The following is a 15,115-nucleotide window of genomic DNA, read 5'->3' as shown; positions in this document are numbered from 1 at the left end:
TTTTCTTGACACGTCACGGCATGAATCTACATAATGAAGTGGTTATATCGCGCTCTATAAAACTTGACTCCAATGAGGGAGAGACAGAAGCATGGAACCTACTGCAGCTCGCAAGGAAGCGGGCACTCGAACCATCAGTCGTCGCCACGCACTTCAAATAGCACTCGGGGCCGCCATTCCTGCGTTCGGCACTCTTGCCGGTTGCTCCTCAGGTGGTGGCGGCGCTCTCGGGGGCGGGGGCGGCGGTGGCAAGGTCACGGAACTGGTCATCCCCACCCATCGCTCGCCCTGGTTGAATGCTTACAAGGAAATCGCGGCCAGCTACGAAGCGGAATCGGGGATCAGGATTAATCTGCGTGAGTTCCCTTACGACGGACTGCGGACACAGATGGTCAATGCAATGCAGTCCAACAGTGGGGCCTTCGACATCTTCCAGATCGATGAACCGTGGACTGCCCAGTTCTTCACTCAGATGTGGGTAACACCGCTAAAGAAGATTGATTCTTCCTTCACCCCCGACGACCAGATCATCAGTTACTCCAATCTGGTTCGTTGGGACGCCACCTCCAAGACTTCCTCAGCTAATGGTGATGTCATGGGTCTTCCTCTGAACGGTAACGTGCACATCTTGATGTACCGGAAGGACCTGTATGACCAGCTTGGCCTGAAGGTGCCGGCGACTTGGGAGGATGCTTACGCCAATGGGCGGAAGGCGCAACAGGCCGGCGTGGTCAAGTACGGACATGCCGCTCGCGGCCAGGCCAGTTCCGGCGGGCAGTCCATAACGTATGATTTCATGCCCGTCTTCTACAGCTATGGCGGATCGTGGTTTAGGGACGAGGGCAAAGACTGGACGCCCACAGTCAACACTGATTCGGCTGTCGCTGCCGTGGAAATGTACCGCCGTTTGCTGCAGCTGGGCCCTGCCCAGCCCCAAACGCTGGGTCAGGCGGAAGTCGTGTCCTCGATGCAGAGCGGGGATTTGCTCCAGGTGCACAGTGTAGTCGCTTCGGCACCCCAGATGGAAGATGCGAAGGCTTCTCGCGTTGCGGGAAAGATGGGATACGCAGTCGTGCCGGCCGGGCCCGCAGGCGCCCCGGCCCCGACATCAGGAACATGGGTCCTGTCAGTACCCTCGGGGCTGTCGGCTGAACGTTCCAAGGCCGCTTCCGATTTCATCAAGTGGATGCTTTCAGTGGACACGCAGAGAAAGTTCACCCTCGGTACAGGTATCCCGACGCGGAAAGATGTGTACACCGCTTCCGAGGTTCCTGCAGCAATGCGCAGCTACTTGGATCCGGTGGCTGATTCCTTCCCCAATGCACGCCCCGCAGTCCGGTACGAGTTCGCCTCTCCCATGCTCGAAGTGGTGGAAAAGTCGCTCAGTGCCATTGTTTCCAACGACGATCCGGTTAAGCCTGCACTGGACAAGCTCAACCAGGAGATAACCGATGTGGTTCGTAAGGCCGGGTATCTGAAATGAGTTCTTCCCTCGCTCAGGTCGGGAACGTCGAGGCGGCAGCCACCGGCTATGTCCATGTCCGTCAGCCTGCCAAAAAGCAGCGGCTATCGCGGTTTGCCCTGCTCGCGGCGCTGCCCTTCGCCCTGTTCATGGGAGTCTTTGGCGTTCTGCCCCTGTTCCATCTCCTCCGGATGTCCCTCTCTGACGTTTCGGTACAGCAAGGCAATTTCACTTGGTCCTTCACGGGACTGGAGAACTACCTTTACATTGGCAACGATCCCACCGCAATGCAGTCCGTGGTGGCCAGCACAATCTTCGTACTGGGCGCGGTCCCTTTGACCATCATTTTCGGTGTCGGCCTGGCCGTGCTGGTGGACCGCGCAGTGCTTTTGACAGGTATCGCCCGTAATATGGTGCTGTGGCCGGCAGTGGTCACCCCAGTCGCCATCAGCCTCATGTGGCTTCTGATTCTGAGCCCCAGCATCGGTGCTTTGAACAAGGTTCTGCGCACCATCGGCATTCCCGAACAGGGGTGGCTGGGCGAAGCCGCCGGCGCAATGGCCTCGGTGATCCTGGTCGACGTCTGGCACTGGACACCCCTGGTGTTCCTTCTCGCCTACACCGCGATCCGCGGGATCGATACCGAAATCATGGAAGCCGCTGAAGTTGACGGTGCCAGCTACTGGCAGCGCTTCAGCCGTGTCATGCTCCCGATGATCTGGCCAGCTATCGCTGCAGCCACAATCATTCGCCTACTCATGTCCGTCAAAGCCTTCGACGAAATGTTCCTCCTGACCCATGGCGGTCCGGGTACGTCGACGACTTTGGTGAGCCTGCACATCCGCAACGTCTTCTTCGACAGACTCGAACTCGGCTACGGCGCAGCGTTTAGCGTCTCCGTCGTTCTGCTCATCGTCATCATCGCAGGCATCGCTGCCGGTATCCGCTCACTAATGTCGCGTCGGAACGCCATCCGTCTTGGCGCGAATTTCCAAACGCAAGGTTACATGAAATGACCACTCTGGCCCCCGTCCGCACCGAAGCAGCACCGCGCAAGTCGAGACTTACTTTTCGTGGCCGCAAGATCTACCCGCTGACAGAGGTACTCCTCGGCCTATCAGTCCTGATCGGGCTCATTCCCATCGCATGGATGATCGTCCTTGCTTTCCAGGACGGCCGCGACATCATCAACCGCACTTGGTCGTTCTCCTTCACCATGGACAATTTCGCCCAGCTTTTCCGCCCGGGAGAGCCCTTCGTCGCCCAACTCGTCAACAGCGTGCTCATAGTCGCTGGAACTGTTGTCCTTTGCCTCGTGGTAGGCGCGCTGGCCGGCTACGCCCTCTCCCAGCTGGCACTTCCCCGCTGGCTCACGCTCACAATGCTGGCACTCTCAGCGTTCCTGAGCATCATCCCTCCCATGACCCTTGTTCCTGGCCTGTACATCACCCTTTCCGGCCTACAGCTGCTAGGCTCTGTCGCGGGTTTGATCATGCTCAACGTTGTCTTCCAGTTGCCCTTCGCCACCCTTCTGCTGAAGGTGTACTTCGACGGCGTGCCCATGTCGCTGCGCGAGGCGGCGCTGGTGGACGGCGCCAGCGAGTCCAGGACCTTCTTCTCGGTGATGCTTCCCTTGGTACGTCCCGGCATGGCAGCTGTCGCGGTGTTCACCGGAATCATGGCTTGGAATGAATTCCTGTTCGGACTCGTCATGACCTCTGGCGGCCGGACCTCCCCGCTGACGGTCGGCATCGCCTCCATCGTCCAGCCCTACGAAGTGGCCTGGGGGCCCATGGCCGCCATCGGCTCTCTCGCCGCAGTGCCGATCATCATCATGGCCGTCATCGCTAACCGGCAGATCGTTGCCAGCCTTACCGCCGGAGCCGTCAAGGGCTAAAGCTGGGCCCCTTCCCTTACTAATTGGAACCACGAATTTAAGGACCAAAATTGAGCGATCAGAACTCAACCCGACCAAACGTCCTCGTTGTCCTCGCTGACGACATGGGCTATTCAGACTTGGGCTGCTACGGCGGGGAAATCAACACTCCCAACTTGGACGCACTCGCTGAGGGTGGGGTGCGGATGACCAACTTCTACAACACGCCCCGCTGCAGCCCCTCCCGGGCCTCCCTGCTGACAGGGCTGCACCCGCACCAAGCCGGTATCGGCATCCTCGCTATTGATGACAGCACCAGCGGCGGCTACAAGGGAACACTCAACGACAAGTGCATTACCATGGCCGAAGCGCTCAAAGAGGCCGGCTATGCTACAGCGGCGCGCGGCAAATGGCACCTCTCCAATGACGTGCACAACCCCAACGAGGCTTGGCCTCTGAACCGCGGATTCGATTCCTTCTATGGCACCCTCACCGGGTGCGGTTCGTACTTCCAGCCCGGGACTCTTACCCGCGACAACACCAATGTCGACGATGAGGCGCTCGATAAGGACTTCTACTACACCGACCGTATCACCGATGAAGCCGTCCGTTTCCTCAACGAACATCACCAGACTGCTCCGGAACGCCCATTCTTCCTTTACGTCCCCTACACCGCTCCGCACTGGCCCCTTCATGCCCGCGAAGAGGACATCGCCAAGTACGACGGCGTTTACGACGAGGGCTGGGATGTCCTGCGGGAACGCCGGATGCAGCGTTTGCTCGAACTGGGAATTCTGTCCGAGAACGCGGAATTGAGCGAACGTGATCCGGTCGTCAGCAGCTGGGAAGACGAAACGGAAAAGGAATGGCAGGCGCGCCGCATGCAGGTCTACGCCGCACAAATTGAAGTGATGGACCGTGGGATTGGCTGCCTCATGGATACGCTCAAGGCCAACGGCGAGTACGAAAACACCATCATCATCTTCCTCTCGGACAATGGCGCCGCGGCCGAGCCGGTCCCATTGATCGACCTTGAACGTTTCCGTAAGAGGGCCGACATCCTCAAACACCACACCAAGGACGGCCGCCGAGTCGTCATCGGCAATGATTCAGGTGTAATGCCCGGCGCGGATGACACCTACTCCAGCTACGGGCGGTCCTGGGCAAACCTGTCCAACACCCCATTCCGGCTCTTCAAGGTCTGGACTCACGAGGGTGGGATCTCCTCACCGTTTATCTTCCACTGGCCCAACGGCCAACTTGCCGAAGGCAGCATCCGCCACGGCGCTCATCAGCTGGTTGACGTCATGCCCACCATCTTGGAAGCAGCCAATGCACAGTACCCTGCAAAGCGCAACGGAGTCGCCATTTATCCGCTGACTGGGCAGAGCATGCTTTCGGATCTCCGGGGCGAAGACGGCAAGGCTCAGACCCTCTACTGGGAACACTGCGGAAACGCAGCCATCCAACGCGGGGAATGGAAGCTAGTGCGGCAGCACGGTTGGCCATGGGAGCTGTACAACATCAGTGAAGACCGCAGTGAGACCAACGACCTTGCGGACCAAAACGCCATTCTTGTCAAGGACCTCGAAGAGGACTGGTCGCTGTGGGCCGACTCCGTCGGCGTCATCCCGTTCGACAAAACGCTTGAGATCTACCACAAGCGTGGTCTGGGCTGGACCGACGCAATCGGCTGACGACTAAGGACGGCGGCCTGGTGCTGGGTGGCTTTCAGAAGTACACACTCCGGCCCGGGCCCGCCACCAGTAGTCCGTGCCACCTTCTGGCCGGGAAGAGGCAAAGACGGCATCCAACGAGAGGAGCCTGCACGTGGAAGTCCGCATACAGAAAGACTCGCCGATACCGCTGTACTACCAGATAGCGGAATCCTTCGAAGCTGAGCTGACCCGCAATCCGCCCGAAGAAGGACACAAGCTAATGACCGACAAGGGACTGGCCCGCCAGCTTCAGGTAGGGCGGGTAACGGTGCGTCACGCTATGCAGATCCTCGTTGACAAGCAGGTTATTACGCGCAGGCGAGGAGCGGGAACCTTCCTGGTCACCCAGGAGAAGGAAACGACCGAGTCTGCACAAACTGAGAAGATCGGTGAGGAATGAACCTGTTGCACACAACATCAGAGGCTGGGAACGTGGCGGTCGGCAATGGCAAGAGCTGCTGCACTCCCTCGCGCAAAAGCGGAAAGGATCCCAGGGGCACCACACGTCCTAGCCCCGTCGCTCTTTCCGCCCATCAAACCCATGACGACGTGTTGATCCCTGAAGGCGTCTTCCAGATGGGAGACGCGTTTGGGGACGGCTACCCCGAAGACGGCGAAACACCGGTACACGAGGTCTACCTGAATGCCTTCCGTGTAGACAAAACGGCAATAACGAACAGCCAATTTGCAGCATTCATCCATTCAACCGGATACAGAACCGAGGCAGAGCAGTATGGGTCTTCGGCCGTGTTCCACCTACTCTCCACCGCCACCGGAGAAGAAATTCTAGGCGCAGCGTCCGGCGCACCCTGGTGGCTGAACATCCGTGGCGCTGACTGGGCACACCCCACTGGACCGGCATCGGACTGGCAGGACATACCCAACCACCCGGCAGTCCACGTCTCCCACACCGATGCCCTGGCCTATTGCCGCTGGGCCGGGCGGCGCCTGCCCACAGAAGCCGAATGGGAGTTCGCAGCCCGCGGCGGCCTTGAAGGCATGCGCTATGCCTGGGGCAACGACCTCACCCCCGATAGTGAGCATCGCTGCAACATCTGGCAAGGAACATTCCCCCTAACCAACACACTCGATGACGGCCATCTCGGTCCAGCGCCAGTGCGATCTTTTCCTCCCAACGGTTATGGGCTTTACGAGATGGCGGGCAACGTGTGGGAGTGGTGCAACGACTGGTTCCTGCCCAAGTACTACCGCAACGCCCCAAGGAACAACCCGCAAGGACCCACGATCGGGGCCGGCCGCGTCATGCGCGGTGGTTCCTACCTCTGCCACGACTCCTACTGCAACCGCTACAGAGTCTCCGCGCGCACCTCCAATACTCCCGACTCGTCCTCCGGCAACTGCGGTTTCCGGACCGTCGCCATCGACTAGACGTGGAAGGACAGCGATGTGACAAAAGAAGCTAAAACTAGCGGAACCCGCAGCAACCTAGCTGCTAGGATCCTGCTCGGCGGAGAAGAACCGGATCCCCGGTTTACCCTCGCCAACGAACGAACCTTTCTGGCTTGGATCCGCACATCACTTGCGCTGCTGGCCGGTGGGGTCGCTGTGGAAGCCTTCATGGACCTTCCTCAGCTCGAGTGATACGGCAACGTTCCACCGTCGGCGCGCGCGCCCGGAGCGGCGCAGTTAACCGCTTTCGCCTACAGCGCACACGCCGCACGGTGCTCCCCGCGCCCCGTAGAGTTAAGTGCATTATGGATGACCCTCCTTCACATATGCCCAGGCCCCTTAACCTTCTGACCGGATCACCGGCCACCATGGGAGAGGGGCGCCCGAATGTATGAATGGATCATGCTCGGCATCGGCCTTGTCCTCACGGTCGGCACCGGATTCTTCGTCGCTTCCGAGTTCGCGCTGGTCAATCTCGACCGCAATGACCTCGAAGCCCGCCAGGCGCGCGGTGAGAGGCGCCTGGGGCCCACCATCAAGGCCCTCAAGATCACCTCAACGCACCTTTCCGGCGCGCAATTGGGCATCACGCTGACCACCCTGCTCACCGGATACACCTTTGAACCGGCCATCAGCTCCATGCTCCGCGGCCCGCTGATGTCAGTTGGACTGCCCGAAGCTGTAGTGCCCGGTATCGGCGCGGTGGCCGGCATTTTCCTGGCCACCATCTTCTCCATGGTCATCGGTGAGCTGGTCCCGAAAAACTTCGCCCTCGCCCTTCCGCTGGCCACGGCCAAAGTCGTCGTACCCTTCCAAACCCTGTTCACCACAGTGTTCAAGCCGGTGATCCTGCTGTTCAACAACACGGCAAACGGCATCATCCGCTCCTTTAGCATCGAACCCAAAGAAGAGCTCTCCGGTGCCCGCAGCGCCGAAGAACTCAGTTCCCTGGTCCGCCGCTCCGCCTTGGAAGGTTCCCTGGACCTTGACCACGCCGTCCTGCTGCACCGCACCCTGCGTTTCTCGGAGCACACCGCAGCTGACGTTATGACACCCCGGGTCCGGATGGCCGCAGTGAACGTCGACCACTCCGCCGAAGACATCCTGGCCCTCGCCACGGCCACCGGTTACTCCCGGTTCCCCGTGATCGGCGACGACCGCGATGACGTCCTGGGTGTACTGCACGTAAAGCAAGCCTTCGCTGTTCCCCTCGATGATCGCGGGACCGTCACCGCGCAGGCTCTCATGATCGATCCGTTGCGGGTCCCCGAATCCATGTGCGTCGATACTTTGCTGGGCCTGCTCCGCAAACAAGGCCTGCAGGTCGCCATCGTCTCGGACGAATACGGAGGAACGGCCGGAATCGTCACGCTTGAGGATCTGGTGGAAGAAATCGTTGGCGAACTGGAAGACGAGCACGACCGGGCGCGCGTGGGCGTGGTCAGGACCGGCCGCTCCATCACCTTTGATGCCTCCCTGCGGCCCGATGAACTTCTCGACCGGACCGGAATCGTGGTCCCTGACGGTGAGGAATACGACACTATGGCCGGCTTCATCACCGACCAGTTGGACCGCCTCCCCGAACTTGGCGACGAGGTCATCATCAACGGCGGAAGTTTGCGTGTGGAACGCGTCGTGGGCACTCACGTGGAACGGCTCCGCTTCACCCCTGGCGACAGCGGGGAAGCGCCAATGAGCGCCCACGACAGAATTGTTGAGAACCTCACGCAGGAGCTGACCCATGAGTGAATACCTTCCCGGCATCATCTGGCTCATCGTGCTGCTGGTTGTCAATGCGTTCTTCGTAGGCGCCGAATTCGCCGTCATCTCAGCCCGAAGGTCCCAGATTGAACCCAAGGCCGAGGCTGGGAGCAAAGCCGCGAAAACCACCCTCTGGGCGATGGAGCACGCCACCCTCATGCTCGCCACAAGCCAGTTGGGCATCACCGTCTGCTCGCTGGTGATCCTGAATGTCTCCGAACCGGCTATCCATCACCTGCTTGAAATCCCCTTGGGACTGACCTCGCTCTCCGGGGAAGCCATCGGCATCATCGCCTTTGTCGCGGCGCTGCTGCTGGTGACTTTCCTGCACGTGGTCATCGGTGAAATGGTCCCGAAGAACATCTCCTTCTCCGTTCCTACCCGCGCCGCGCTGATCCTTGCACCTCCCCTGGTGGTGGTCTCCAGAATCGTCAAGCCTGTCATCTGGACCCTAAACGGGATCGCGAACTCCATCCTGCGCCTGTTCAAAGTCCAACCGAAGGACGAAGCAACCAGCGCCTACACCCTGGATGAAGTGGCCAACATCGTGGAGCAGTCCACCAGGGATGGGATGCTCAGCGACACCACCGGCGCCCTCACTGCGGCCTTCGAGTTCACCGCCAAGAAAGTGGCGGATGTCGAAGTTCCCATCGGCGATATGGTGCTGCTGCCCGCATCGGCCACCCCGGCCGACATCCAATCAGCCGTCGCCGAGCACGGCTATTCCCGCTACATCCTCACCAATGACGACGGCGACCCATCCGGTTACCTGCACCTCAAAGACGTCATGGACCTGACTTCCGCGGAGAAATTCACCACCCAGGTGCCCTCGAAGCGCATCCGACGACTCGCATCCGTCTTCAGCGGCAGCGACCTCGAAGACGCGCTGGCGACCATGCGCCGTACAGGTTCCCACGTAGCACGGGTCTTCGACGCCGAAGGCAACACCACCGGCGTGCTCTTTCTCGAGGACATCATCGAAGAACTCGTCGGCGAAGTCCAGGACGCCACCAGCGCCTGACCCCACGGCGTCGTGCTGTCGAAGGCCGGCCCCCGCTAACAGAGCCAAGACCCCGCCCGGAACGCTCCCCGGGCGGGGTCTTCGGTTAACGAGCCATCGACGCCGGATGCGCCGATGCAGCACGCGGAACAATGTCAGAGGCCGCCCCTAGAGTCCTGGGGAGAAGAACCATCAGCATCGCTATCGGAGCCACCTTGCCTCGCATCATCGCCCACCCTGAATCGGTCTCTAAAGCCCCGAATAGCGCCAAATTGAATAACCCTGGTTACCGATATAAGCCCGCGGTGATGCGCCGGATGCAGGAGATCGCGCACGTGGATGTGAACTGCTTTTACGCCTCGGCTGAGCGCGCGTTCAACCCTTCCCTGGAGGGCAAGCCGGTCATCGTCCTGTCCAACAATGACGGCCGCGCTGTCACCCGCTCTCCTGAAGCGAAGCGACTGGGCATTGCCATGGGGGATCCGTGGTTCAAGCTCCGGCCCCGGGCCAAGGAATGGGGTCTGGTGGCTTTGTCGAGCAACTACGAACTGTACGGGACATTTCGGCCCGGGTGATGGAGCTGCTGGGCCGCTACTCGGCGTGGGTGGAGGTGTACTCCATTGATGAGGCGTTCCTGGGCGTCAAGGGCGAACCGGACGAGCTGCTGGCCCTTGGCCGGGAAATGAAGGCCGCGTGCCGGCGGCACGTCGGCGTGCCGGTCTGCGTCGGGATCGCACCAACGAAGACCCTGGCCAAGCTGTGCAATAAGTGCGGTGGACCTTCGTGAGCGCCCCGGCGCCTCGGCGCTGCACGCGGATCTGGAACGCACCTTCACAGATGCGGCGGCCTAAAATATGGGCGTGAACGTAACCCTGACCGTAGAGGCCGCCGACGGAAAGCTAAGCCACGTCGACGCCGAAAGCGACACGTACGAGGAAGCCAAAGCAGCAGCCGAAGCGCTGATTCCGGAAGGCTCGAAAGCCATCGCCATCCGCACGAACTAACACCTCCCTACAGGCCAGCAAGCCTTTTGGCTGGGTTAGTGTTTGGTGTCCTTGGCCGGTGACTCATTCTTGGATCCCGAGTCGCTGTCGCCGAACTTGCCGTCCTTGTTCTGGATGCGGACTTCGCCGTGGCCACGGCCTGTGTTTTCCACGATTTCCTTGGCCCTTTTCTCGGCGGCCTTTTTCGTGGGTTCATGGGCAGAGACTCGTTTCGCGTCTTCTTTCTTGACGTCCCAGCCGCCCCGGTCGCTGTTGGGGACCACGTACCGGTCGTTGTCGTTGCCTTTGGCCATTTCGATCCACTCCTTCAATGAGGTGAATTGATGTTGCGCCCAGCCTAATAGCCAGTGCAGAAACTTCCCCACATACCAGTGCCGGCTTGTCGGCAATCGTGACGCGAAAACTGAAAATTCTTTTTGAGGGGCTCTCTGTCTGTCACTCCGCCGGTTGGATCAGCTCGGGTCCGTTGTTGCGGACGCTGTTCACCCTGGTGCTGACGATCCGCGGTGTCAGGGTCGGTTCCGGCAGGGAATCGAGCAGGTGTTGGACCTCGGCTTTGTCGGTCAGGTCCGGGTCGAGCCATTCCGCGAACCGGTCTTTCGGGATGATGACCGGGGAACGATCATGGACGTGGCCCAGCGCGTCCTGGGTGACTGTGGTCAGGACCGTGCACGTCAGCAGCCACCGTTCAGGATCGTCCTCCGGCAGCTCAGGGTCGGGCCAGAACTCGTACAGGCCAGCGAAGCCCAACAACGGTTCCTTCTCGGAGAACAGATAGTTCGGGATCTTCTTGCCATCCTCGGCCTTCTGCCACTCGTAATAGCCCTCAGCCGGCTTATCCGGTGTTGCGGGTGCCGGTCCTGACATTTCCGCAGGTCAGTTCATTGAGGACGCGTCTTAAACGACCTGTAGGCGACATGCTTCAGGCGCCGCCCTGCGAACGACGCTTGCTGCCCGGCTGCTCACGGTCACTCCTTATCGTTCGGGCCGGCGGGACCTCTGGGAGAAGAAGAACCCGGCGGCAACGATCAGGATCACGGCTGCGGCGAGGGCCGCGACTATGGGTCCGTTGCTGTCTTCGGGGCGGACGCTGTCTGCTGCGGCTTGCTGGGTGGCCGTCGTCGCTGGTGTGGCCGTCGTCGCTGGTGTGGCCGATGCCGATGTCTGCCCCGGTTGGGCTGTTGCGGTGGGCGTGGGGGTGGGGTCCTGGACTGTGAAGGAGTAGCTTCCTTCGATCGGGTGCCCGTCGGAGGACACTGCCCGCCAGAGCACCGTATAGGGGCCGTTCGCGCCCTTGGTAATGGTGGTGGAGAGCGTGGCTCCGGAGATGGTGACCTTGCCGTCGCTGATCGTTGCCCCGGTACTGTCGGTGACCTTGATGACGGACGTCTTCAGGCTCGCGGCGTCGGTCGGCGGCTCGGACAAGGTCAGGGCCACGGCGGTCGGGGCGGTCGCGACAGTGGTGTCCTTCTCCGGTGTGGTGGAGGTCAGGGAGTCGTGGGCCTGAGCGGGCGCTGCGGAAAGAGCCGCGAACATGGTTGTTGCTACCAAGGCAAGGGCGAGGCGGCCCCTGCGGTGCTGGATGGTGGTCTTGGTGGGGTTGTGCACTGTAGCTCCAGTAGCTTGTGGTGGTCTATTTGGCGGCGTCGTCGAGGAGTTGGCGGAACTGCTCCTCGGTGTTGAGAGTGAGCTTTTTGCCGTCGAGGAAGAATGTCGGGGTTCCGGTGACGCCAAGGGCGGTGCCGTCGTCGACGTCTTTGCGGATCCGTTCTTTGGTTTTCTCGTCCGCAACGTCCGTATCGTACCGGGTCATGTCCAGGCTGAGTTCCTGGGCGTAGCTGCGGAACAGGGCGGCTTGAGAGTCCTGCTTTTCGCCCCACTCTGCTTGGGTTTCGAACATCTTGGCTACCATCTGCTCGTACTTTCCCTGCTGGGCTGCGGCTTCGACGGCGAGGGCCGCGGTGCCGGAGTTCCGGTGCCCGGGGAGCGGGAAGTAGCGGTGCACGAACGTAATCCGGTCCCCGTACTCCTTCTTGAGTTCTTCCACCAGCGGGTATGCGGCCCGGCAGGATTCACACTCGAAGTCCAGGAACTCCACGAGCTGTGCCTTCTCCGTCGCCGGAGTGGTGATGCGGTGGCTGTCCTCGCGGACCAGCTGTCCCCCATCCACCGGTGCCGACGCGGGCCCAGGTGTTGGTTTGGTGGCGGTGAACACGGCGTACCAGATCACCCCTGCGGCAACGACGACACCGATCAGGATCCATATGACGGTGCGGATTTTCCTTCCCGTGTCGGGGGCGGGCGGCTGGGGTTTGGGTGGTGCTTGTGTCATCAGTGGTGGATGCTTTCCTGGTCGCGGTGGGCGGCGGGTTCGATCTGGAAGGTGGAGTGTTCGATGCTGACGTCGAAGTGCTCGGCCACGCAGGACTGCAAGTCAGCGAGGATGGTGGCCGAATGCCCGTCGCGCATGCATTTGTCCTGAACGGTAACGTGCGCCGACAGGACTGGAGTTCCCGAAGCGACCAGAGAGGCGTGCAGGTCATGGACGTCGATCACGTGGGGCAGGGCAAGGATGTGCTCGCGGACTTTCGCCAAATCCAGACCTGGCGGTGCGTTTTCCATCAGGACGTTCACGGTATCCCTGAGCAGTTTCAGCGTGCGGGGAATGATCAGGGCGCCGATCAGCAAGGACACCACGGCGTCCGCCTGGGTCCAGCCCGTCAGGGCGATCACGATGGCCGCGACGATGACCGCCACTGATCCCAGTGCGTCATTGAGCACCTCAAGGAACGCGGCCTTCATATTGAAGTTGTGGTTCCGGCCCGAGGCGAGCACGAGCAGCCCGACGGCGTTGCCGGCAAGGCCAATGACGCCAAACCACAGCATCGTGGACCCGCCGACTTCCGGGGGCTCCAGGAGCCTGCGAATGCCTTCGACGATGACGAAACCGCCAACGCCCAGCAGGAGGGCTGCCTGGCCTGCCGCGGCGATGATCTCAGCGCGCTTGTAACCCCATGTGCGTTTCAACGTCGCGGGTTTCAAGGCCAGGGACGCAGCTATCAGTGCGATCAGCAGCCCGGCCGAGTCGGTGAACATGTGCCCGGCATCAGCCAGCAGCGCCAAGCTCCCCGTCAGCACCGCACCGACGATCTCGGCAACCATCACCATGAACGTGATCGCGAAAACAACGACGAGTTTGCCGCGTTGGCTAACAGCGTCCGAGCCCCCGTGGGAGTGGTCGTGTCCGCTCATGCCGATACCTCCTGGAAGTGAGTGAATGGGCAGGGCCTGCTCACTCGCGGGGGGCCCATCCGTGACTGCGGACCGCTCATGCTCCTGAGCCGAACTCACGCACGGCAGTGCGCAGCAGCTCGGTGGAGGGCAGGCCAGCCATGCTGCCTTCCGAGCGATAAACGCGGCAGGTCAGGGCAGGCGCGGATTCGGCGGGAAACAAGTCCCGTCCGTCCGCTATGAATGACGGCGACCCATGGAAACGGAGCGCTTCAGCGTCCTCATCGGTCCATACTTCGCGGACCTTTACGTCCCGGGTGTCTTTCCCTTCGGCGGCGAGGACTTGAAGGTACAACTCCAGGGCCGGACCGCTGTTTAGGCAGCCCTGGATAATGCGTAGTTCGTAGTTCACGGCTCAGTCGTTCCTGGGGTTCAGCGAGAGGCTGAGAGGCCTCGGCTCGGGAGTGGAACCACAGCCTTCACAGCAGCTGGAATTCTTGCTTTCCTCAGCGTTCCTGTTCAGTGGTAATGGTGCGTCCGAAGCAGCTTCACCGCTGTCCTGGCTCGCCCCTTCCTTCGTTCCCGGTGCAGAGCAGCACTCGTCCGCCGCAGCGCCGTGGGCTTCCGTGCCCGCTCGGGGGACGGTGCAGCACACGTCCCCGCGCCAGGCGTTGACGCCCTCACGGACCGCGATCGCTGCGATGACCAGCGCAGCGCCTGCGTCTGCCCACCACCAACCCAAGGTGCTGTTCAGGACCAGGCCTAACAGCAGCACCGCTGACAGGTAGGTGCACAGCAGCGTCTGCTTGGAATCGGCCACCGCCGTTTTGGAGCCGAGCTCCCGGCCTGCCCGCCGCTGGGCCCAAGAGAGCACCGGCATGATGGCCAAGCTCAACGCGGCAATCACGATGCCGGGTGTCGAATGCTGGGCTTCTCCGGCACCGGTCAATGAGCGGACAGCGTCCACGGCCACGAACGCGGCCAACGCGAAGAAGGAGATAGCGATGATCCGCAACGTCAGGTGCTCCCGTCGCTCCGGGTCCTTCGCGGAGAATTGCCAGGACAACGCAAGAGCCGAGGTCACCTCAATGACCGAATCCAGTCCGAAGCCGATCAGCGCTGAGGAGTCAGCGACTCCTCCAGCCCACAGCGCCACAACTGCCTCGATTACGTTATAGGTGATGGTCGCCGCGGCGAAGAGCCTAATCCTGCGGCTGAGGACCGCGCGGCGATCCGAGGTCGGTGCATTCACGAGGGCCGTCATGCGAAGCACTCTCCGTCCGGGGCGCAGCAGGCAGGGTCCACTGCCAGGACCACACCGAGCAGGTCCTTGATCGCATGCCCCAGACGTGCGTCAGCCAGTTCGTAGCGTGTCCGCCGCCCATCCGGGACCGCGACCACAAGCCCACAGCCGCGCAGGCAGGTCAGGTGGTTGGACATACTCTGCCGGGACACCCCGATCGAATCCGCCAAATCGGACGGGTAAGACGGGGCCTCCGCGAGGGCCAGTAGAACCTGGGCCCTGGTCGGGTCCGAGACCGCATAACCGAACCGGGCCAGTACCGGGGCGTGGGTGAGAGTTTCCATGATCCCAAAGTACAGCGCAGGATGTATTCACGCAATTATGTACCACCCAGTTTTACCGCAACCTCT

General features: G+C 61.3%; 17 protein-coding genes and 2 pseudogenes. 11 read left to right on the top strand and 8 right to left on the bottom strand.

What is annotated here, in order from left to right; translation table 11 throughout:
- Positions 1 to 91 precede the first annotated feature (91 nt).
- From QRM57_RS19655 to QRM57_RS19605, 11 genes and pseudogenes are all read left to right on the top strand, one after another.
- Complete coding sequence (locus QRM57_RS19655; protein ID WP_284987850.1) at positions 92 to 1,483, top strand: extracellular solute-binding protein; 1,392 nt, start codon at positions 92 to 94, stop codon at positions 1,481 to 1,483.
- The gene (locus QRM57_RS19650) at positions 1,480 to 2,478 is read left to right on the top strand and encodes a carbohydrate ABC transporter permease (RefSeq protein ID WP_284987849.1); all 999 of its coding nucleotides are present in this window, start codon (positions 1,480 to 1,482) and stop codon (positions 2,476 to 2,478) included. The genes QRM57_RS19655 and QRM57_RS19650 overlap by 4 nt, the downstream gene beginning before the upstream one ends.
- On the top strand, positions 2,475 to 3,359 hold the full coding sequence (locus tag QRM57_RS19645) for a carbohydrate ABC transporter permease (RefSeq protein ID WP_284987848.1): 885 nt from the start codon (positions 2,475 to 2,477) through the stop codon (positions 3,357 to 3,359). The genes QRM57_RS19650 and QRM57_RS19645 overlap by 4 nt, the downstream gene beginning before the upstream one ends.
- 50 nt (positions 3,360 to 3,409) lie before the next feature.
- A complete protein-coding gene (locus QRM57_RS19640) occupies positions 3,410 to 5,035 on the top strand; it encodes an arylsulfatase (protein WP_284987846.1) in 1,626 nt (541 codons plus the stop codon).
- Between the two features lie 133 nt (positions 5,036 to 5,168).
- The gene (locus QRM57_RS19635) at positions 5,169 to 5,456 is read left to right on the top strand and encodes a GntR family transcriptional regulator (protein WP_284987845.1); all 288 of its coding nucleotides are present in this window, start codon (positions 5,169 to 5,171) and stop codon (positions 5,454 to 5,456) included.
- Positions 5,453 to 6,445, top strand: a complete 993-nt coding sequence (locus QRM57_RS19630) for a formylglycine-generating enzyme family protein (RefSeq protein ID WP_284987844.1) — start codon at positions 5,453 to 5,455, stop codon at positions 6,443 to 6,445. Before QRM57_RS19635 ends, QRM57_RS19630 begins: the two co-directional genes overlap by 4 nt.
- 18 nt (positions 6,446 to 6,463) lie before the next feature.
- A pseudogene (locus tag QRM57_RS19625) lies at positions 6,464 to 6,634 on the top strand (YidH family protein); the annotation flags it as partial.
- Between the two features lie 219 nt (positions 6,635 to 6,853).
- A complete protein-coding gene (locus QRM57_RS19620; protein ID WP_284987843.1) occupies positions 6,854 to 8,215 on the top strand; it encodes a hemolysin family protein in 1,362 nt (453 codons plus the stop codon).
- On the top strand, positions 8,208 to 9,248 hold the full coding sequence (locus tag QRM57_RS19615; RefSeq protein ID WP_284987842.1) for a hemolysin family protein: 1,041 nt from the start codon (positions 8,208 to 8,210) through the stop codon (positions 9,246 to 9,248). Before QRM57_RS19620 ends, QRM57_RS19615 begins: the two co-directional genes overlap by 8 nt.
- Before the next feature lie 287 nt (positions 9,249 to 9,535).
- A pseudogene (locus QRM57_RS19610) lies at positions 9,536 to 9,996 on the top strand (Y-family DNA polymerase); the annotation flags it as partial.
- Between the two features lie 91 nt (positions 9,997 to 10,087).
- On the top strand, positions 10,088 to 10,231 hold the full coding sequence (locus QRM57_RS19605; protein WP_284987841.1) for a hypothetical protein: 144 nt from the start codon (positions 10,088 to 10,090) through the stop codon (positions 10,229 to 10,231).
- Positions 10,232 to 10,266: 35 nt separating this feature from the next.
- Here the strand turns inward: QRM57_RS19605 and QRM57_RS19600 are convergent, their stop codons facing one another.
- The 8 genes from QRM57_RS19600 to QRM57_RS19565 all read right to left on the bottom strand — a co-directional run bounded on the left by QRM57_RS19600 (position 10,267) and on the right by QRM57_RS19565 (position 15,049).
- Positions 10,267 to 10,524 carry a DUF2188 domain-containing protein gene (locus QRM57_RS19600; protein WP_284987840.1) on the bottom strand — a complete coding sequence of 86 codons (258 nt, stop codon included), beginning with the start codon at positions 10,522 to 10,524 and terminating at the stop codon, positions 10,267 to 10,269.
- A 142-nt stretch (positions 10,525 to 10,666) separates the two neighbouring features.
- A complete protein-coding gene (locus tag QRM57_RS19595; RefSeq protein WP_284987839.1) occupies positions 10,667 to 11,098 on the bottom strand; it encodes an SOS response-associated peptidase in 432 nt (143 codons plus the stop codon).
- Positions 11,099 to 11,206: 108 nt separating this feature from the next.
- The gene (locus QRM57_RS19590) at positions 11,207 to 11,839 is read right to left on the bottom strand and encodes a copper resistance CopC family protein (protein ID WP_284987838.1); all 633 of its coding nucleotides are present in this window, start codon (positions 11,837 to 11,839) and stop codon (positions 11,207 to 11,209) included.
- A gap of 25 nt (positions 11,840 to 11,864) precedes the next feature.
- Positions 11,865 to 12,563 (bottom strand): DsbA family protein, encoded by a 699-nt coding sequence (locus QRM57_RS19585; RefSeq protein ID WP_284987837.1) that lies wholly within the window; start codon positions 12,561 to 12,563, stop codon positions 11,865 to 11,867.
- Positions 12,563 to 13,483 carry a cation diffusion facilitator family transporter gene (locus QRM57_RS19580; RefSeq protein WP_284987836.1) on the bottom strand — a complete coding sequence of 307 codons (921 nt, stop codon included), beginning with the start codon at positions 13,481 to 13,483 and terminating at the stop codon, positions 12,563 to 12,565. Before QRM57_RS19580 ends, QRM57_RS19585 begins: the two co-directional genes overlap by 1 nt.
- A 76-nt stretch (positions 13,484 to 13,559) precedes the next feature.
- Entirely contained in the window at positions 13,560 to 13,874 is a 315-nt protein-coding gene (locus QRM57_RS19575; RefSeq protein WP_284987835.1) for a hypothetical protein, read from the bottom strand.
- 3 nt (positions 13,875 to 13,877) lie between these two features.
- Complete coding sequence (locus tag QRM57_RS19570; RefSeq protein ID WP_284987834.1) at positions 13,878 to 14,726, bottom strand: cation diffusion facilitator family transporter; 849 nt, start codon at positions 14,724 to 14,726, stop codon at positions 13,878 to 13,880.
- Positions 14,723 to 15,049 carry an ArsR/SmtB family transcription factor gene (locus QRM57_RS19565; protein ID WP_284987833.1) on the bottom strand — a complete coding sequence of 109 codons (327 nt, stop codon included), beginning with the start codon at positions 15,047 to 15,049 and terminating at the stop codon, positions 14,723 to 14,725. The genes QRM57_RS19570 and QRM57_RS19565 overlap by 4 nt, the downstream gene beginning before the upstream one ends.
- Positions 15,050 to 15,115: the final 66 nt, after the last annotated feature.

Origin of the sequence: Arthrobacter sp. fls2-241-R2A-172 (assembly GCF_030208885.1) — a bacterium.
Classification (GTDB): domain Bacteria; phylum Actinomycetota; class Actinomycetes; order Actinomycetales; family Micrococcaceae; genus Arthrobacter.
This window is presented reverse-complemented; position numbering and strand designations above follow the sequence as displayed.